15 protein-coding genes are annotated in these 18,923 nt (G+C 72.5%); 10 read left to right on the top strand and 5 right to left on the bottom strand.

The annotated features are described in order from the left end of the window. Positions 1–23: 23 nt before the first annotated feature. Positions 24–3,104, bottom strand: a complete 3,081-nt coding sequence (locus tag ABZ725_RS35360; protein ID WP_358806526.1) for a BTAD domain-containing putative transcriptional regulator — start codon at positions 3,102–3,104, stop codon at positions 24–26. Between the two features lie 152 nt (positions 3,105–3,256). Further along, complete coding sequence (gene rpmB, locus ABZ725_RS35355) at positions 3,257–3,442, bottom strand: 50S ribosomal protein L28 (protein ID WP_013000438.1); 186 nt, start codon at positions 3,440–3,442, stop codon at positions 3,257–3,259. A gap of 287 nt (positions 3,443–3,729) precedes the next feature. Here rpmB and ABZ725_RS35350 point away from each other — a divergent pair, with 287 nt between their 5' ends. Then, a complete protein-coding gene (locus tag ABZ725_RS35350) occupies positions 3,730–5,460 on the top strand; it encodes a DAK2 domain-containing protein (RefSeq protein ID WP_358806525.1) in 1,731 nt (576 codons plus the stop codon). 24 nt (positions 5,461–5,484) lie between these two features. Here the strand turns inward: ABZ725_RS35350 and ABZ725_RS35345 are convergent, their stop codons facing one another. Together ABZ725_RS35345 and ABZ725_RS35340 are read right to left on the bottom strand one after the other, a co-directional pair. Beyond that, positions 5,485–8,481 carry a tetratricopeptide repeat protein gene (locus ABZ725_RS35345; RefSeq protein ID WP_358806524.1) on the bottom strand — a complete coding sequence of 999 codons (2,997 nt, stop codon included), beginning with the start codon at positions 8,479–8,481 and terminating at the stop codon, positions 5,485–5,487. Beyond that, positions 8,474–10,321, bottom strand: coding sequence for an HSP90 family protein (locus ABZ725_RS35340; RefSeq protein WP_358806523.1), 1,848 nt, complete (start codon positions 10,319–10,321; stop codon positions 8,474–8,476). Before ABZ725_RS35340 ends, ABZ725_RS35345 begins: the two co-directional genes overlap by 8 nt. Before the next feature lie 167 nt (positions 10,322–10,488). Between ABZ725_RS35340 and recG the strand changes: the two genes are divergently transcribed. From recG to mutM, 8 genes are all read left to right on the top strand, one after another. After that, a complete protein-coding gene (recG, locus tag ABZ725_RS35335; RefSeq protein ID WP_358806522.1) occupies positions 10,489–12,711 on the top strand; it encodes an ATP-dependent DNA helicase RecG in 2,223 nt (740 codons plus the stop codon). Between the two features lie 4 nt (positions 12,712–12,715). After that, on the top strand, positions 12,716–13,402 hold the full coding sequence (rsmD, locus tag ABZ725_RS35330; protein ID WP_358806521.1) for a 16S rRNA (guanine(966)-N(2))-methyltransferase RsmD: 687 nt from the start codon (positions 12,716–12,718) through the stop codon (positions 13,400–13,402). A 26-nt stretch (positions 13,403–13,428) separates the two neighbouring features. Then, positions 13,429–13,908: a pantetheine-phosphate adenylyltransferase gene (gene coaD / locus ABZ725_RS35325; RefSeq protein ID WP_358806600.1), complete on the top strand. Its 480-nt coding sequence runs from the start codon at positions 13,429–13,431 to the stop codon at positions 13,906–13,908. A 58-nt stretch (positions 13,909–13,966) separates the two neighbouring features. After that, on the top strand, positions 13,967–15,025 hold the full coding sequence (locus ABZ725_RS35320) for an ATP synthase F0 subunit B (RefSeq protein ID WP_358806520.1): 1,059 nt from the start codon (positions 13,967–13,969) through the stop codon (positions 15,023–15,025). Positions 15,026–15,186: 161 nt separating this feature from the next. Further along, a complete protein-coding gene (locus tag ABZ725_RS35315) occupies positions 15,187–15,840 on the top strand; it encodes a YceD family protein (RefSeq protein WP_351911646.1) in 654 nt (217 codons plus the stop codon). 2 nt (positions 15,841–15,842) lie between these two features. Then, positions 15,843–16,016: a 50S ribosomal protein L32 gene (gene rpmF / locus ABZ725_RS35310; RefSeq protein ID WP_007493396.1), complete on the top strand. Its 174-nt coding sequence runs from the start codon at positions 15,843–15,845 to the stop codon at positions 16,014–16,016. A 19-nt stretch (positions 16,017–16,035) separates the two neighbouring features. Next, the gene (gene rnc / locus ABZ725_RS35305; RefSeq protein WP_351911645.1) at positions 16,036–16,851 is read left to right on the top strand and encodes a ribonuclease III; all 816 of its coding nucleotides are present in this window, start codon (positions 16,036–16,038) and stop codon (positions 16,849–16,851) included. A 91-nt stretch (positions 16,852–16,942) separates the two neighbouring features. Further along, positions 16,943–17,803: a bifunctional DNA-formamidopyrimidine glycosylase/DNA-(apurinic or apyrimidinic site) lyase gene (mutM, locus tag ABZ725_RS35300; protein WP_358806519.1), complete on the top strand. Its 861-nt coding sequence runs from the start codon at positions 16,943–16,945 to the stop codon at positions 17,801–17,803. Here mutM and ABZ725_RS35295 read toward each other — a convergent pair. Next, complete coding sequence (locus tag ABZ725_RS35295; RefSeq protein ID WP_358806518.1) at positions 17,776–18,177, bottom strand: helix-turn-helix domain-containing protein; 402 nt, start codon at positions 18,175–18,177, stop codon at positions 17,776–17,778. The two genes, mutM and ABZ725_RS35295, sit on opposite strands and share 28 nt — an antisense overlap. Before the next feature lie 106 nt (positions 18,178–18,283). Between ABZ725_RS35295 and ABZ725_RS35290 the strand changes: the two genes are divergently transcribed. Continuing rightward, on the top strand, positions 18,284–18,898 hold the full coding sequence (locus tag ABZ725_RS35290) for a flavodoxin family protein (RefSeq protein WP_358806517.1): 615 nt from the start codon (positions 18,284–18,286) through the stop codon (positions 18,896–18,898). Positions 18,899–18,923 lie beyond the last annotated feature (25 nt).

The following is an 18,923-nucleotide window of genomic DNA, read 5'->3' as shown; positions in this document are numbered from 1 at the left end:
CGCGGCGGCCGCTGACCGTCCGCCTACCGTTCGCTGACCGCCGCTGACCGCAGCGCGCGCCCTCGCTCGAACGCCTCGTCGTACGCCTGGCTGTACGTCTGGCCGTGCGTCTGGCCGTGCGCCTTCGAGGACAGCTTCGTACGGACGTCCCGTTCGAGGCGTACGACATCGGGGTCGCCATGGGTCTCCGCGCCCCGCAGGCCCGCCGCCGCGCCCAGCAGCTCGGCCGACCGCTCCGGTCCCGCGGCGACCTCCGCCAGCGCCTCGGCGACGACGGCGACGGCCTCGGCGCCGGGCTGTTCCTCGGCGATGGCGAGAGCCTGCGCGCACCACTCACGGGCCTGCTCGACGTCTCCCTCCGCGGCGGCCGTACGGCTCAGCCCGACGAGGATGAGGACGGTCTCGCCGCGGCTGAACCAGTTCGCCGAGCACGCCTCCAGGGCGCTTTCGTAGCGCACGCGCGCGTGAGCGGTGTCCCCGGACAGCCGGGCCGTGTCGCCGAGCCCGCGCCGGGCGGCCGCCAGCTTGTCGGAGGCGCCCGCGGTGCGCGCGAGGGCCGCGGACTGTGTGAAGTGCGCGGCGGCGTGCTCGGCGTCGCCCCGGTGCAGCAGCACGAACCCGCGCGAGCGCAGCAGGTCCGCCGTCTCCTCCGGAGCCTGGAGCTCGCGCACGTACGTCAGGCCCTCGTCGAGCAGCTCCAGGGCGCGTGCGTACTCCCCGCGCCGGTTCGCGTACCCGCCCAGCGGATCGAGGCAGTTGGCCATGCCCCAGCGGTCGCCCGTCTCCCGGAAGCCGGCCAGCGCGCGCGTGAAGGCGTCCTCGGAGGCGGGCGCCTCGCCCGAGAACTGGTGCTGGTAGGCGGTCCCCAGGTCGAGCAGCGCGCGCCGCCAGGCGCCCTCGCCCAGCTGCACGCGCACATGGTCGTTGAGGGCCGTCGACATGGGGCCGCCGGTCAGCGACCGCAGCACCATCGTGAACGGCAGCCGCAGCGGCCCCTTCAGCGACTCCATGAGCGCTTGCACGCGCGCGATGCGGTCGGCCTCGGCGGGGTCGTCGCCGCGCCCGGTGACGGTGTTCATCAGGCACAGCGCGTACTCCTCGGCCAGTCCCTCGGGCGGCTCGTCGCCGACGGCCGCGAGGAGCGCGCGGGCCTGCGGCACCTGCGCGCCGTGCAGCCCACGCAGCCGTCGGAACCAGGTCAGCGCCGCCGTCAGCCGCAGCGCCGCGCCGGGGTCGACGACGGTCAGATGGCCCACGGCCGCGTCCAGGTCGCCGAGCTCGGCGTCCAGCCGGGCCAGCCAGGGGAGCTGCTCCCGGCCGCGCAGATACGGTTCCGCATCCTCGGCCAGGCGCAGGAAGTACCTGGCGTGCGCCGCTTGCGTGGCCGACTCGGCGGTGCGCCCATCGGCGCGCTCGCGGGTGTGCTCGCGGGTGTGCTTCTCGGCGGCGAACGCGCGGATCGTCTCCAGCATGCGGTAGCGGCCCTCGGTCACCTCCAGGAAGGACTTCTCCACGAGCGAGGCCAGCAGATCCTCCGGGTACGGCACCGCGCACACCGCCTCCACCGCGTCCAGGGTGGCGCCCCCGCAGAACACCGTGAACCGCCGGGCCAGCTCCCGTTCCTCCTCGTCCAGCAGGTCCCAGCTCCACTCCACGACCGCGCGCAGCGTGCGGTGCCGGGGCGCCTTGGAACGGTCGCCGCGGGACAGCAGCCGGAACCGGTCGTCGAGCCGGTCGGCCAGCTCCTGCGGGGTCAGGGTGCGCAGCCGGGCCGCCGCCAGCTCGATCGCCAGCGGCAGTCCGTCGAGGGCCGCGCAGATGTCGGCCACACACGCGTGGCCCTCGAAACCGGGCCGCACGGCACGCGCCCGGTCCAGGAACAGCCGCACCGCGGGATCCGGCGGCAACGGCGGCACGGGCACCAGGGCCTCGCCCGTGATCCCGAGGGACTCCCGGCTGGTCGCCAGCACCCGCACCCCCGGGCAGGCCGCGAGCAGCAGGGCGGACAGCCGGGCCGCGTCCTCGATCAGGTGCTCGCAGTTGTCGAGGACCAGCAGCAGCTCCCGGTCCTCCAGCGCGACCAGCAGCCGGTCCGTGCCGTCCCCGGCGGGTGTGCGGAACCCCTCCCGCACCCCGAGCGCCGCGAGGACGGCGTACGGGATCCGCGCCCCGTCGGTGAGCGGCGCAAGCTCGACGAAGCACACGTCCGCACGCGTGCGTGCCGCCTCGATCGCCAGCCGGGTCTTCCCGGCGCCGCCCGGTCCGGTGAGGGTGACGAGCCGGGCGTGGGCGTCGGACAGGGCCTCGGCGATCCGGGCGAGTTCGCTCTCCCGGCCGATGAACCGGGTGAGCTGCACGGGGACGGAGGGCCGCGCGGGTCCGTCGCCCCGGAGCAGCTCCAGGTGGAGCGCGGCCAGCTCGGGCGACGGGTCGGCGCCCAGCTCGTCGGCGAGGGTGCGCCGGGCCTGTTCGAACACCGTGAGCGCCTCGGCGGGCCGCCCGCCCGCGTGCAGGGCCCGCATCAGCTGTCCGTACAGCCGCTCGCTCAGCGGGTGCGCCGCCAGCAGCCCCCGCAGCTCGGGCACCAGCTCGGGCCCGCCGCCGAGCCCGAGCTCGGCTTCGACGCGGTCCTGGACGGCCGCCAGCCGCAACTCGTCGAGCCGGGCCCGCTCGGCGTGCGCGTCGGGGAGGTCGGGCAGGGCCGGGCCGCGCCACAGGGCGAGAGCCTCGCGCAGCAGGCCGGCCGCCGCGAGACGGTCCCCGGCGGTGAGCGCGGTGCGCCCCGCCTCGGCCAGGCGCTCGAAGCGGTGGCGGTCGACGGCGTCGGGCGGGACGGCCAGGCGGTAGCCGGTGGGCGTGGCCTCGATCTCGGCGTGCGGGGCCAGTCGGCGGCGCAGCCGGGAGATCTGGGACTGGAGCGCGTTCGCGGCTCCGGCGGGCGGCTCGGCGCCGTACAGACCGTCGGTCAGGCGCTCCAGCGAGACGCCGTGCCCCACGTCGAGCAGCAGCAGGGTGAGCAGGGCCCGGGGGCGGGGACCGCCGGGGTCGACGGGGGCGCCGTCGTCGGTGCGGAGATCGAGGGAGCCCAGGATGCCGAAGCGCATTCACCCGAGTCTGGCAGGCGCCGGGATCCCGGGGCCTGCCCATGGACCGGCCGGATGCTCCTGAACAGGCAGAGCACAGCAGAAAGCCGGCCCACACGAGGTGGACCGGCTCAATGCAGCGAACCAGCAGTGGCCGCGCACTTAGCTGTGCGTCAGCGCGAGACCTTGCCGGCCTTGATGCACGAGGTGCAAGCGTTCACGCGCTTCGGCGTCCCGCCGACCACGGTACGCACGCGCTGGATGTTCGGGTTCCAGCGACGGGACGTACGGCGGTGCGAGTGCGAGATGTTGTTGCCGAAGCTCGGCCCCTTGCCACAGACGTCGCAGTTGGCAGCCACGGGTCACTCCAAAGACTTCAGATGCACTTACGGTTGATCCCGGCATGCCGGGATCAGGATCTAGGATCTGAGTGGCGGTGCCAGGGGGAAAGCCCGACGGGATCGGGCAACCGGAGCAGCATACAACGACTGCGCCAGTACAACGAAACTACCATGGCTGTTCAGGGCCCCTGCCCCCGGCCCCGGTGGTGCCGGCCGGTCTTCCGGGTCCGGTCCCGGCCCGTTTTCCGGCGGACGCCGGCGCTGGGTTTACGCTGCGTCCAGTCCAGCAGCTCAAGGAGGCGCAGGTGGCGCAGGTGCCGCAGACATTCTTCGATGCTCTCGCGGTGCGCACCTGGTGCGGCCTCGCGCTCACGGCGCTGGGCCGGGCCCGCGAGGAGATCGACGCGATCAACGTCTACCCGGTCGCGGACGGGGACACCGGCACCAACCTGTATCTGACCGTCGAGTCGGCGGCGACCGCGGTCGAGGCGGTGTTCGCCGGGTACGAGTTCGGTTCCTGTTCGGGCGGTGCGTCCGTCGAGAAGCCTTCGCTCGCCGACGCCTCGCGCGCGATGGCGCACGGTGCGCTCATCGGGGCGCGCGGGAACTCGGGGACGATCCTCGCGCAGCTGCTGCGCGGCATGGCCCAGGTGCTCGCCGCCGAGGGCGAGGCCCCGCACACCGACGGGGACGGGCTGCGCCTGGCCCTTCGGCAGGCGGCCGACTCCGCCCGTCTGGCCGTCGCCCACCCCGTCGAGGGCACCGTCCTGTCGGTCGCCTCGGCCGCCGCCGACGCGGCCGGGGGAGCGGAGGGGGACTGCGGGACGGTCGCCCGGGCGGCCTACCAGGGCGCGTGCGCGGCGCTCGCCGCGACCCCGGGTCAGCTGGCCGTACTGGAGCGCGCCGGGGTGGTCGACGCGGGCGGCCGGGGGCTGGTCGCGGTCCTCGCGGCCCTGGTGGAGACGTTCACGGGAGAGACGCCGGGGCTCTCCGCCGCGGTGTCCGCGTCCGCCGGGTCGCACACGCGTGTGCAGTCGGCCGGGGCGGCGGGCGCGGCGGATGCGGAGGACTGCGCCGACGGGGCGGGGGCTGACGGGGCTGACGGCGAGGGCGGTCCCGCCTTCGAGGTGATCTACCTCCTGGAGGCCGAGGATGCGGCGGTGGCACGGCTGCGGCAGCGCCTGGACGCCCTGGGGGACTCGCTCGTCGTGGTCGGCGGCGACGGCCTGTGGAACGTCCACGTGCACGTGGACGACGCGGGCGCCGCCGTGGAGGCCGGCGTCGAGGCGGGTCGGCCCTACCGGATCCGCATCACGCACTTCGGCGTCGGCGACGCGCACACGCGCGGGGGTGAGCGTCCGCCCCGCGAACGCGTCCAGCGCGCGGTCGTCGCCGTCGTGCCCGGCGAGGGCCTGGCCGGGCTGTACACCGAGGCGGGCGCGACGACCGTGCTCGCGCGCCCCGGGGAGCCGCCCGTCAGCGGCGAGCTCGTCGAGGCCGTACGACGGGCCCACGCGCGCGAGGTCGTGCTGCTGCCCAACGACGCCGACCTGCGGCACACCGCCGCCGCGGCCGCCGAGCAGGCCCGCACGGAGGGCATCCGGGTGGCCCTGATCCCGACCCGCTCCGCGGTCCAGGGGATCGCCGCGCTCGCCGTCCACGAGCCGGACCGCCGCTTCGACGAGGACGTCGTCTCGATGACCTCGGCGGCCGGCGCCACCCGCTACGCCGAGGTCGTCGTCGCCGAGCGCCAGTCGTGGACCATGGCCGGCATCTGCCAGGCCGGCGACGTCCTCGGGCTCGTCGACGGCGATGTGGCCGTCATCGGCTCCGAGGTCACCGCCACCGCCGAGTCCGTCCTGAACCGCATGCTGTCGGCCGGCGGCGAACTGGTCACCCTCGTGCTCGGCGACGAGGCCCCCGAAGGCGTCGCCGAGCACCTGGAGGCGCGGGTGCGGGAGGCATACCTCGCCGTCGACACGGTGGTGTACCGGGGCGGCCGGCAGGGTGCGTTGTTGTTGATCGGCGTGGAGTGAGCGAGTAGGCGGCGAAGGGATCGTTCAACGATCCCTCTGCTCCTCCGCCGCCTGCAGCAACTGCTCCGCCTCGGCCCGCCGCGCCCGCACGGTCTCGTCCTCCTCCTGATCGCCGCTGCCGCCGACGGAGTCGGCCTCGGCGGCGGCGTCGACGTCCGCGTAGGACCTCAGCACCGCACGCGCGCGTGCCGCCGCGTCCGCGGGGCGTCCCAGGTCCGTCTCCAGCCAGCCCGCGGCCAGCTCCGCGCCGGTCCGGGCGTGCAGGGCGTCGTCCCCGAGGGCGACGAACACCGCGACGGCCTCGGACATCTGGGAGAGCGCCCCGTCCAGGGCGGCCCGGATCGAGTCGTCGTCGGCGTCCTCGGCGGCGGAACGCGCGAGCAGGTCCCCGAACTGGCGGTGGGTGTGGCCGAGTTCGGCGACCAACCGGCGACGGGCCTCGTCGTCGTCCGCCGCGTCGAACGCGTCCGCGCACTCCTCCACCGCACGCGTCATCAGATCGCACGCGGCGTCCGGAGCGTCCTGCGTGCGCAACGCCAGCCACGCGCGGGCGCGCAGGGAGCGGACCAGCCCGTGCACATTGCCGAGGTCCCGCCACAGCTCGCCCGCGCGCGCGTAGGCCTGGTCCGCCTCGACGTGCAGGCCGGCGTGGCCGAGCGACTCCGCGGCCAGATGGGCGAGGGTCGCGTGGTCGTGCTGCTCGGGCCAGTGCCGGGCGATCTCGGCGGCCTGGAGGCGACGTTCGGCGGCGTCCCGGTGCTCCCCGAGCTCGCTCAGACAGTCCCCGAGCCACCACTGCGTCTGGACGACCGCACCGTCGCCGTGCGTCTCGACGGTCAGGTCCGCCAGCGCCGACTCCAGCACCTCCGCGGCCTCGGCCCAGCGGCCCAGCCGGACCAGGAACCCGCCGAGCTGGTGCCGCGCCCATGCGCCGAACGTCGGGCCCGCGCCCGCCTCGTCGGCCCAGTGCGCCGCCTCCAGGGCGTGCTCCGCGGCCTCGTCGGCCTGTCCCCGGCCGCCGACGACCTCGGCGAGCTGGAGATGCAGCTGAGCCCGCCCGACCGCCTCCAGGAACGGTCCGCCGTGCTCCAGGGCCGCCCGCAGCGCCCGCTCCGCCTCCACCATGTCGTCCAGCTGGTGGGCGAGACCGGCCAGCCGGGCCTCGTACTCCACGGCGAACCACGGCAGACCCGCCTCGACGAACTCGGCCGCGGCCCGCGCGAGCAGCTCCGCGCCCGCCTCCGGGTCCCCGGACTGCGTCGCCAGCTCCGCGAGCATCGCGTGCCCCTCGGCGACCCGGGCGGCGAGCCGCACGTCGTTCCCGGCCCGCCCGTCCACGAGCGCCAGCAGCTCTCCCACGGCCGCCTCGGCCTCCGTCAGAACGGCTTCGTCCACCGGCCCCTCGGCCTCGTGGACGCGGCGCATCAGGATCCTCGCCCGCCCCATCAGCACGCCCGCCGCCTGGGGCACCTCCGTGCCGCCCTCGGCGTACAGCGCGAGGACCCGGTCGTACGGGTCGGCGACCGCCGCGAGCGCCTCGTCGACCTCGCCCGCGAGCGCACGGACGTACGCCGCACGCGCGCGTGCCGCGAGGGCCTCTCCGGGGTCGCCCGCCTCCGCGTACAGCCCGGCGGCGTGCTCGAACGTTTCCGCGCCCTCCGGGCCGAGCCCGATCGCCTCATGGTCGGCGATCTCCGCACGGTCACGCGCCGCCAGCTCCACCGGCTCCGCGCCCTCCGCCCCCGCGGCCACCTCGGCCACCCGCGCCCACGCCTCGACGGCCTGCGGCCGCAGGGTGTCCGACAGCCGCCGGGCCTCGACGAGCAGAGCAGACAGATCCGGCTCACCGGACGCCTCGGCCGGAGTCGGCGCCACGGGCGCCGGCGCGGCCACCGCGGACGCCGGGCGCGCGGCCCGCACCCCCAGGGGCAGTCGCTCCACCAAGGGCCGCTGCTCCATACGCGCGCGTGTCCGCTCGCTGACGTGCGTCGTGCCGTTGCGCTCGTCGAAGCGCGCGGCCAGCGCGAGGGCCTCCACACGCGCGTGCGCCGCGAGTTCGACGGCCGTCCACTCCCGCCCGGCCGCCCCGGGCACCTGCCGACCGCCGAGCCCGAGCTCGGAAAGGCGCTCCATGAGCAGCACGACGACGCTCAGGAACTCCATCCTGCTGCGCGGCTGCCCCTCGTCCGTGAAGTACGCCGGCCGCTCCGCGAGCAGCTCCAGGCCCCGCGCCTCGTTACCGGTCAGCGCGCAGAACTCCACGTGGTCGGCGTAGGCGCCCCGCATGCTCTCCATGGGCCGCACCAGCCGGAAACCCCGCAGATGGTGGGCGCGCGCCTCCTCCAGCCGCCCCAGCCGCAGCAACGGCAGCAAGGACGACGCGAGCACGGTGTGCGGCTCGTGCGCGCACGAGTACTCGCCGTCCAGGACCGGCGCCCACACCTCGAGCGCCTGCGCGTCACGCCCCCGCTCCGTCTGCCACCAGCCCTGCCCGTGCAGCTCGCACGCATGGCAGTCGGCCATGGCGTCCCGGTCCGCCGCCAGCCAGGCGGCGAACGCCCGCTCGGCCCGCTCCATGTCCCCCACGTGCGCGGCCACGCTGAACTCGGCGCTGCGCACCGCCCGCTCGGAGTGCCCGGCGAGCCGGTAACGGTGCTCCATCTCGCCTAGCCACTTCTCCACCGACGCCAGCGGCACATGCGGCTGGTCGAGCATGCCGGCCGACATCCACTTGAAGACCCAGTGCAGCGAGTGCGTCTCGAACTCGTCGAAGTCCTCGGGCCGCTCGTCCCACATACGCAGCAGCCGCGCGAAGGGGACGAACATCTTCGCCTTCTCGGAGCTGTAGTTGTAGACCTTCAGCTGGTGCCCGAGCGCCTCGATCACGGCCAGCGGGATCTTCAGCTGCTCGGCGTCCACCAGCAGCTGCTCCGCGCGCGCGTTGCGGGCCGGCCCCTCCGGCTGCTCGCCGTTCTCCGCCATCGCCCGGCGCAGGGAGTCGAAGTCCGTGATCTCACCCATCAGTGTCCCCCTGCCCGTCCGCCGACTGCCCGTGTGTGGCCCATTCGAGGAGCCCGATGAACGCCCGGTTCAGCAGCGCCGAGTCCGCCGGCCGCAGCGGACGCTGCGCCATCAGCAGCGCCTGCCCGTAGAGCGACTCCGTGGCGGTGCCGATCAGCTCGGGATCGTTCAACGAACTGATCCGCCGGATCAGCGGGTTGAGATGGTTCAGCACCAGACGCGCGCGCGGGGCGCTCCCGCGCAGCGAGCCCAGGATGCCCGCCCACAGATCGTCGGCCTGTGTCTCGGCCTGCGCGCGTGCCTGCTCGTGCCGAGCCCCCCGGTCGTCGAGATGCAGCGCGGGCACCGACAGCGGATGAAAGGCCCGCAGGACGACGTCACAGCCCAGCGGGTCGAGCTTCGCCCGCGCGGCGGCCAGGAAGCCCGCCAGCGCCAGCTCGTCGGCCGCGTCGACGGCGTCCAGGTGGGCGGTCACGGTGTCCGCGTCCAGCTCGGCGACGACCGTCCCCGGCCGTACCGACGGCAGCGCCTCGACCAGCTCGCTGTCGTACGTGTAACCGCCGTTGACCACCCCGATGCCCTGCGCGGACGCGATCGGCGCGACCTGCCGGTACTCCTCCACCGTCCGCGTGAAGTGCACCACCGGGTGCCGCTGCGCGAACTCCTCCAGCGACAGCCGTCCGTCGGTCGTCTCGAAGGGTAGCCACGGCAGCATCGTCCGCAGCATCTCCCGGTCGTGCCGGGCCAGGGACTTCACGCCCAGGTGGTGCACCGCCAGGAACGCCGCGAGCCGCTCCGGATCACCGGCCGCCAGACCCGTCAGCCACGACCGGATCCGTTCCCCCAGGGCCTCCCGGACCGCGGCCAACGTCTCGTCCTCGTACAGCGACTCCCGCGAGGCCGTCGGCCGCAGACTGTCGGTGTCCAGGACGCAGCGCACGAAGAACGCCCAGTCGGGCAGCAGCTGTTCGCCGCGCTCGGTCAGCAGCATGCCCTTCAGATGCACCCGGTGCGTGGCCCGCTGCGCCGGACTGACCGCCGCCGGCAGCACGTACGCCACCCCGCGGATCCCCGCCAGCGGCACGTCCAGCTCGACCGAGTCCAACGGCGTGAACCCGAACAGCTCATGACAGTGCCGGGCCAGCGCCACCCGCCGGTTGGCGGGGGAGGCGTACGCCCGGTCCCAGGGCGCGGGCAGATCGGTGACCGCCTCCTCGCCCACCCGGACGTCGTAGGGCAGCAGCGAACCGAAGTCCCGGGCCAGCGCCAGCACCCGCGCCTCGGTGAGCCACTCCCCGGCGCCGGCCCGCGCCACCAGATGCACGGTGGTGCCCGGCTCGGGGCGCTCCGAGTGGGGCAGCGTCCGCACGGTGTACGAACCGTCGTCGCACGCCGTCCACTCCACGGGCGGCGCGTCGGGCGTACGGGCGCTGCGGCTGACCACCCGGATCCGCTCGGCGACCACGAAACAGGCCAGCAACCCGATGCCGAACTGCCCGAGGAAGTCCGAACGCATGTCCTGCAGGCCCTCGGCGCGCTTGGAACTGCGTCCGATGGTCGCCAGCAGGCTGTGCACATCGGCCTCGGTGAGCCCGATGCCGGAGTCCTCGACCCGCAGCCGGCCGTCCGCCGCGAACAGCCGTACCCGCGCCGGGGCGTCCGGGTCCTCGGTCCGCCGGGCGGTGATGGCGTCCACGGCGTTCTGGAGCAGTTCGCGCAGATAGACCTTGGGGCTGGAGTAGAGGTGATGGGACAGCAGGTCCACCAGACCGCGCAGGTCGACCTGGAACGTATGGGGCGGCTGGGGTGCCTGGGATGACTGTGAGGTCTGGGAGTCCATCGCTGCAGCGCCGCGGGCTGGGGGATGAGCACGGCGCGGGGTCGGGCGGTCCCGGTGGGGCGGTGACCGCGGATGATGGCCGGAGCGCGTCATCCTAGAGCCCGAACGAGCCGTCTGACCAGGGGTTTCAGGACACGTATACGGCAATGTCAGTGGCGTGGTGTGCAATGGATCTCGTGCCCGCACTGGAAGAACCACTGAAAAAAGTGCTCGGCCCCGCCACCGCGAAGGTGATGGCCGAGCACCTCGGCCTGCACACCGTCGGCGACCTCCTGCACCACTATCCCCGCAGATACGAGGAGCGCGGCCAGCTCACCCACCTCGCCGACCTCCCGATGGACGAGCACGTCACCGTGGTCGCCCAGGTCGCCGACGCCCGCCTGCACAGCTTCGCCTCCGCCAAGGCCCCCCGGGGCAAGGGCCAGCGCCTGGAGGTGACGATCACCGACGGCAGCGGCCGGCTTCAGCTGGTCTTCTTCGGCAGCGGCGTGCACAAACCCCACAAGGAACTGCTGCCCGGCACCCGCGCGATGTTCGCGGGCAAGGTCTCGGTCTTCAACCGCCGTCTCCAACTGGCCCACCCGGCCTACGAACTGCTGCGCGCGGACACCGAGGAATCCGTCGAGACCTGGGCCGGCGCCCTCATCCCGCTGTACCCCGCCACCGCGAAACTCGAGTCCTGGAAGATCGGCAAGGCGATCCAGACCGTCCTGCCCAACGCGCAGGAGGCCGTCGACCCCCTCCCCGACTCCCTGCGCGACGGCCGGGGCCTGGTCTCCCTCCCCGAGGCCCTTGTGAAGATCCACCGCCCGCACACCAAGGCGGACATCGCCGACGCCCGCACCCGTCTCAAGTGGGACGAGGCCTTCGTCCTCCAGGTCGCCCTCGCCCGCCGCCGCCACGCCGACGCCCAACTCCCGGCCGTCCCCCGCAGGCCCGCCCCCGACGGCCTCCTCACCGCCTTCGACGCCCGCCTGCCCTTCACCCTCACCGAAGGCCAGCAGAAGGTCTCCAAGGAGATCTTCGACGACCTGGCGACGGACCACCCGATGCACCGCCTCCTCCAGGGCGAGGTCGGATCGGGAAAGACGATGGTCGCGCTGCGCGCCATGCTCGCCGTGGTCGACGCCGGCGGTCAGGCCGCGATGCTCGCCCCCACCGAGGTCCTCGCCCAGCAGCACCACCGTTCCGTCGTCGAGATGATGGGCGATCTGGCCGAGGGCGGGATGCTCGGCGGATCCGAACAGGCCACCAAGGTCGTGCTGCTGACCGGGTCCATGGGCATGGCCGCCCGCCGGCAGGCCCTGCTCGACCTCGTCACCGGCGAGGCCGGGATCGTCATCGGCACGCACGCGCTGATCGAGGACAAGGTCCAGTTCCACGACCTCGGCCTGGTCGTGGTCGACGAACAGCACCGCTTCGGCGTCGAACAGCGTGACGCCCTGCGCGGCAAGGGCAGGCAACCCCCGCACCTGCTCGTCATGACGGCCACGCCGATCCCGCGCACCGTCGCCATGACCGTCTTCGGCGACCTGGAGACGTCCGTCCTCGACCAGCTCCCGGCCGGGCGCTCGCCCATCGCCAGCCATGTCGTCCCGGCCGCCGACAAGCCCCACTTCCTGGCCCGCGCCTGGGCGCGCGTCCGCGAGGAGGTGGAAGGCGGCCATCAGGCGTACGTCGTCTGCCCGCGCATCGGGGACGACGTGGACGAACCCGGCGACCCGAAGAAGCCCGGCAAGGCCAAGCAGAAGTCCCCGGAGGACGAGGCTGAAAAGCGCCCCCCGCTGGCCGTCCTCGACATCGCCGAGCAACTGAGGGGCGGCCCCCTCAAAGGCATCGAGGTCGAAGTCCTGCACGGCCGGATGCCCCCGGACGACAAGGACGCCGTCATGCGCCGCTTCGCCGCCGGCGAGACCGGCGTCCTGGTCGCCACGACCGTCATCGAGGTCGGCGTCAACGTCCCGAACGCCACCGCGATGGTGATCATGGACGCCGACCGCTTCGGCGTCTCCCAGCTGCACCAGCTGCGCGGTCGCGTGGGCCGGGGCTCGGCGCCCGGCCTCTGCCTCCTCGTCAGCGAGATGCCGGAGGCCAGCGCCGCCCGCCAGCGCCTGAACGCCGTCGCCGCCACGCTCGACGGCTTCGAGCTCTCCCGCATCGACCTCGAACAGCGCCGCGAGGGCGACGTCCTGGGCCAGGCCCAGTCCGGCGCCCGGACGAGCCTGCGAGTGCTCGCCGTCATCGAGGACGAAGAGGTCATCGCGGAGGCGAGGGAGGAGGCGGCGAGCGTGGTGGCGGCAGACCCGGAGCTCAGCGCCTACCCAGGCCTGCGAACAGCCCTGGCCGCCCTTCTGGACGAGGAGAGGGAGCAATACCTGGAAAAGGGCTAGAGCTGTGCAACGCAGGGGCACGGGGCTGTACTGGACATGCGGCTACCGCCGCGCGTGCGCGACCAGCCACACTGGACCCAAAGCCGTCCACAACCAAGGATCGAAGATGACCCGCGTGATCGCCGGCGCAGCCGGCGGACGCCGATTGGCCGTCCCCCCGGGCAACGGAACCCGCCCCACTTCCGACCGCGCCCGCGAGGGACTCTTCTCCACCTGGCAGTCCCTGCTCGGCAGCCCCCTGGACGGCGAACGAGTCCTCGACCTCTACGCCGGATCGGGGGCAGTGGGCCTGGAAGCCCTCTCCCGCGGCGCGAGCCACACCCTCCTCGTCGAGGCCGACGCGAGAGCCGCCCGCACGATCAGGGAGAACGTGAAGACCCTCGGCCTCCCCGGCGCCGAGGTCCGCGCGGGCAAGGCCCAACAGGTCATCCAGGCGGAGCCTGCCGCGCCCTACGACCTCGTCTTCCTCGACCCTCCCTACGCCGTCACGGACGACGATCTTCGGGAGATTCTGCTCACACTCCGCACGGGGGGCTGGCTCGTGGCCGATGCTCTCGTCACCGTGGAGCGCAGCACCAGAGGCGGAGAGTTCGGTTGGCCGGACGGCTTCGAAGCGCTTAGGGCCCGTCGCTACGGCGAGGGAACGTTTTGGTACGGTCGCGCCGCCTCTACGTGTGAAGACGCACGATGACCGGACTGGAGAGCGAGGGACCACAAGTGCGCCGTGCCGTCTGTCCCGGGTCGTTCGACCCGATCACCAACGGACACCTCGACATCATTTCCCGCGCCTCCCGTCTCTATGACGAGGTCTATGTCGCGGTCATGATCAACAAGTCCAAGAAGGGCCTGTTCGAGATCGACGAGCGGATCGACCTGATCCGCCAGGTCACCGCCGAGTACGGCAACGTCCGGGTCGAGGCCTTCCACGGCCTCCTCGTCGACTACTGCAAGCAGCGCGACATCCCGGCCATCGTCAAGGGCCTGCGCGCGGTCAGCGACTTCGACTACGAGCTGCAGATGGCCCAGATGAACAACGGCCTCTCGGGCGTCGAGACGCTCTTCGTGCCCACCAACCCCACCTACAGCTTCCTCTCCTCCTCCCTCGTCAAGGAGGTCGCGACCTGGGGCGGAGACGTCTCCCACCTGGTCCCGCCGCTGGTTCTCGAAGCCCTGAACAAGCGCCTCCGCAGGGACTGATGGGGCTACAGTCGTCCCGTCCGTCTCCAACACAGCTGTAGAGAGTGGCGAGCAACCGGTGGACGTGCAGAAGAAGCTCGACGAGATCGTCACCGCGGTCTCCAGTGCCCGGTCGATGCCGATGTCGGCCTCGTGCGTGGTCAACCGCGCCGACCTGCTCGCCCTGCTGGAAGAGGTGCGCGCGGCCCTTCCCGACTCGCTCGCCCAGGCCCAGGAGCTGATCGGCGGCCGTGAGCAGATGGTCGAGCAGGCCCGCCAGGAGGCCGAGCGGATCATCTCCACCGCCCACGCCGAGCGCGGCTCCCTGATCTCCGACACCGAGATCGCCCGCCGCTCCCAGGCCGAGGCCGACCGCATCCTCGCGGAGGCCCGCAAGGAGGCCGAGGAGGTCCGCGCGGACGCCGACGACTACGTCGACTCCAAGCTCGCCAACTTCGAGGTCGTCCTCACCAAGACGCTCGGCTCCGTCGGCCGCGGCCGCGAGAAGCTCCTCGGCACCGGTCCCGGCCTCGACGAGAACGGCTACGACGACGAGGACGCCCCGGAGCGCAGCCACGACCCGGAGACCCTGCGCCGCGACGCCGACGCGTACGTCGACACCAAGCTGGGCGCCTTCGAGGCGGTGCTCGCCAAGACCCTGGAGGCGGTCGGCCGCGGCCGCCAGAAGCTGCACGGCCGCATCGCCTCGGACGACCTCGGCGCCCTCTCCGAGGACCTCTCCACGTTCCAGCACTCCTCCGACGCCGACTACCTCGCCGACCTGACCGCCCTCGCGGAGCGGGACACGGCGGCCGAGCAGCCCGTCCAGCAGCCGTACGAGCAGCCGCAGGAGGCCTACGCCTACCAGCAGCCGCAGCCGGACCCGTACGGCGGCGGCTACGGGCAGCAGCAGGTCTACGGCCAGCAGGACGCGTACGGCTATCAGCAGGCCGATCCCTACGCGTACCAGGGCTACGACACCCAGCAGGCCCCCTACGACCCGAACCAGGCCGTGCAGCAGCCGCAGGCGCACCAGCAGGCCCAGCAGGGGTACGCCCTCGACGAGACCAGTCTCTTCGACACCGGCATGATCAGCGCCGAGCAGCTGCGCGCCTATGAGCAGGAGCGCGGGCTGTAGCAGCCCCGCGCCGGCCCCCGACGGGTCTCGATCCGCCCCGGATTGGGCTGTGGACGAAAGCTCCAGTATCCTGGCTCTTCGGTCGCGTGTACGTCCGCGATCAACGCTGCCCGCAACACCGTGGGGCGGCGTCCTCTGAGCTCAGAAGATCGAAAGCAGGAATGGCCCTGAACGCCCGCCTCGACCACCGCAAGCCTCTCGTGTTCGACACACACGAGCTGGGGCGGCGGCCTGGTGCGCTGCAGCGCCTGACCCGTGAGATCGACGCTCCCAAGGATCTCGGGATCCCGGGAGTCGTCGGAGTGCCGGAAGGCGCTCCGCTGGAGCTCGAGCTCCGACTCGAGTCGGTCATGGAAGGGGTGCTCGTCACAGGCACCGTCCGTGCACAGGCCGAGGGGGAGTGCGTAAGGTGTCTGGAGCCGCTCGAGCTCGAGCTCGAAGCGGACTTCCAGGAGATGTTCTCGTACCCTGACGCCGACGACCGGGGCCGCCCCAAGGCGGAGCCGGCCGACGACGCCGAGGAAGACGAGGACATGCTCTTCATCGAGGACGGCCTGTTCGACCTCGAACCCGTGCTGCGCGATGCGGTGGTGCTCGCACTGCCGATGCAGCCGGTGTGCCAGGACGACTGTCTGGGCCTGTGCTCCGAGTGCGGAGCACGACTCACGGACGACCCGGACCACCACCACGATGCCACCGACATTCGTTGGGCGGCACTGCAGGGACTCGCCGGTTCACTCGGAGACGGCGAGAAGGACGAGATGAGCGGCGGCGCGCTTCCTTCAGCGCACGCCGACGAGAAGCAGGAGAAGTAGCCGTGGCTGTTCCGAAGCGGAAGATGTCGCGCAGCAACACGCGCCACCGCCGGTCGCAGTGGAAGGCTGCGGTCCCCACCCTGGTTGCGTGCGAGCGCTGCCACGAGCCCAAGCTGCAGCACATTGCGTGCCCGTCTTGCGGCACCTACAACAAGCGCCAGGTCCTCGAGGTCTGAGCGGCTGGTGAGAGGCTTCATGTCTGACGCCAAGGCGGACACGACCGCCAAGAAACAGGCGGACAACACGGCCTCGTCCCACACGCTTCTGGAAGGGCGGCTCGGCTATCAGCTCGAGTCCGCCCTTCTGGTGCGTGCACTGACCCACCGTTCCTACGCGTACGAGAACGGCGGTCTGCCGACGAACGAGCGGCTGGAGTTCCTCGGGGACTCCGTGCTCGGCCTCGTCGTCACGGACACGCTGTATCGCACCCACCCCGATCTGCCCGAAGGCCAACTGGCCAAGCTGCGGGCCGCGGTGGTCAACTCACGTGCGCTGGCGGAGGTCGGTCGTGGTCTCGACCTGGGCTCCTTCATCCGGCTCGGCCGGGGTGAAGAGGGCACGGGCGGCCGGGACAAGGCGTCCATCCTCGCCGACACCCTTGAAGCGGTGATCGGCGCGGTCTATCTCGATCAGGGCCTCGACGCGGCCTCCGAACTGGTGCACCGCCTGTTCGACCCGCTCATCGAGAAGTCCTCGAACCTCGGTGCCGGCCTGGACTGGAAGACCAGTCTCCAGGAGCTCACCGCGACCGAAGGGCTCGGCGTCCCCGAGTACCTGGTCACGGAGACCGGCCCCGACCACGAGAAGACCTTCACTGCTGCCGCCCGCGTCGGAGGCGTCTCGTACGGCACCGGCACCGGCCGCAGCAAGAAGGAGGCGGAGCAGCAGGCCGCCGAGTCCGCTTGGCGGTCCATCCGGGCCGACGCGGACGAGCGAGCCAAGGCGGCGAAGGCGGCCCAGGCCGCTCCGGCCGCCGACGGCAGCCCGGACCCCGAGTCCGCCTCCGCCTGACAAAGCAGTGAAAGCGGCCCAGCCGTAGAACAGCAGTACGAGACGAGCGCCCGCCTCCACTGGGAGGCGGGCGCTCCGTACAGGGGAGCCCATGCCCGAGTTGCCCGAGGTCGAGGTCGTCCGGCGCGGTCTGGAGCGGTGGGTCGCCCATCGCACGGTCGCCGAGGCCGAGGTGCTGCACCCGCGTGCCGTACGCCGTCACCTGGCCGGCGCCGACGACTTCGCGCACCGCCTCAAGGGCCACCGCATCGACGCCCCGAGCCGCCGTGGCAAGTATCTGTGGCTGCCGCTGGAGGACACCGACCAGGCGATCCTCGCCCACCTCGGCATGAGCGGTCAGCTCCTGGTCCAGCCGCACGAGGCTCCCGACGAGAAGCATCTGCGGGTGCGGGTGCGCTTCGCGGACGAGGTGGACACCGAGCTCCGCTTCGTCGACCAGCGCACCTTCGGCGGTCTGTCGCTGCACGACACCACCGCCGACGGCCTTCCGGACGTGATCGCGCACATCGCCCGCGACCCCCTCGACCCGCTCTTCGACGACGAGGCGTTCCATCAGGCCCTGCGCCGCAAGCGGACCACCGTCAAGCGGGCCCTGCTCGACCAGTCCCTGATCAGCGGCGTCGGCAACATCTACGCGGACGAGGCGCTGTGGCGCGCCCGGCTGCACTACGAACGTCCGACCGCGAACCTCACGCGCCCGCGCACGCTCGAACTCCTGGGCCATGCCCGGGACGTGATGAACGCGGCGCTCGCCGTCGGCGGCACCAGCTTCGACAGCCTGTACGTCAACGTCAACGGCGAGTCGGGCTACTTCGACCGCTCCCTGGACGCCTACGGGCGTGAAGGGCTGCCCTGCAAGCGGTGCGCCACGCCGATGCGCCGGCGCCCGTGGATGAACCGGTCCAGCTACTTCTGCCCGAAGTGTCAGAAAGCGCCGCGGATCCCGTCGTAGCGCTCGCGCGCGTCGAGGACGTCGCCCATCCGCCCCTCCAGCAGGTGGATGAGGCTCAGCAGCCGCTCGGCCACCTCGTGCCCGAGCGGCGTCAGTTCGTAGTCCACGCGGGGCGGGTTGGTGGGCTGGGCCTCTCGGTGCACCAGTCCGTCGCGCTCCAGCGCGTGCAGGGTCTGGGACAGCATCTTCTCGCTCACACCGTCGACCCGGCGGCGCAGCTCGTTGAAGCGCAGCGAACCCTCGTACAGCGCCCCGAGCGTGAGACCGCCCCAGCGACCCGTGACGTGTTCCAGGGTGCCGCGCGACGGGCAGGCCTTGGCGAACACGTTGAACGGGAGGTCCCGGTCCTCCGCACGCTCCTGGGTGATGTCCATGCGCCAAGCGTACCCGAGGGCAGCGCTAACCAGCAGGTTGCACTAACCAGAAGTTAGTGCTTTCCTGTGGTTACCGCCTTTGAGCTGCCCATTTCGAGGAGTACGCATGTCCGTCACCGCCGCGCCCTTCGGCGCCGTCGCCCCGGTTGTCTCCGTCGCCTACCACTCCGGCTACGGCCACACCGCCGTCCTCGCCGAGGCCGTCCGCACCGGAGCCGCCGAGGCCGGCGCCGAGGTGCGTCTGATCGACGTCGACGGGATCACCGAGGAGCAGTGGACGCTGCTCGACGGCTCGGACGCGATCGTGTTTGGCTCGCCGACCTACATGGGCACCGCGTCCGGGGCCTTCCACGCCTTCGCCGAGGCGACCTCCGCGCGCTGGGCGACCCAGGCGTGGAAGGACAAGCTGGCCGCCGGGTTCACCAACTCCGGTTCCAAGAGCGGCGACAAGCTGCACACGCTGCAGTTCTTCCAGATCCTGGCCGCGCAGCTCGGCATGCACTGGGTCAACCTCGGTCTGCTGCCCGGCTGGAACAGCAGCACGGCATCCGAGAACGACCTCAACCGCCTCGGCGTCTTCCTGGGCGCGGCCGCGCAGACCGACGTCGACGGTGGCCCGGAGGCCGTCCACAAGGCCGACGTGGCGACGGCGGAGCACCTGGGCCGCCGGGTCGCCGAGACCGCGAAGGTCTTCCTGGCCGGCCGGGCCCAGGCTGCTTGATCGTTTCTGCGGATTCCGTTCCGCG

The sequence above is a fragment of the Streptomyces sp. NPDC006872 genome (assembly GCF_040635845.1).
In the GTDB taxonomy this organism is placed as follows: domain Bacteria; phylum Actinomycetota; class Actinomycetes; order Streptomycetales; family Streptomycetaceae; genus Streptomyces.
This window is presented reverse-complemented; position numbering and strand designations above follow the sequence as displayed.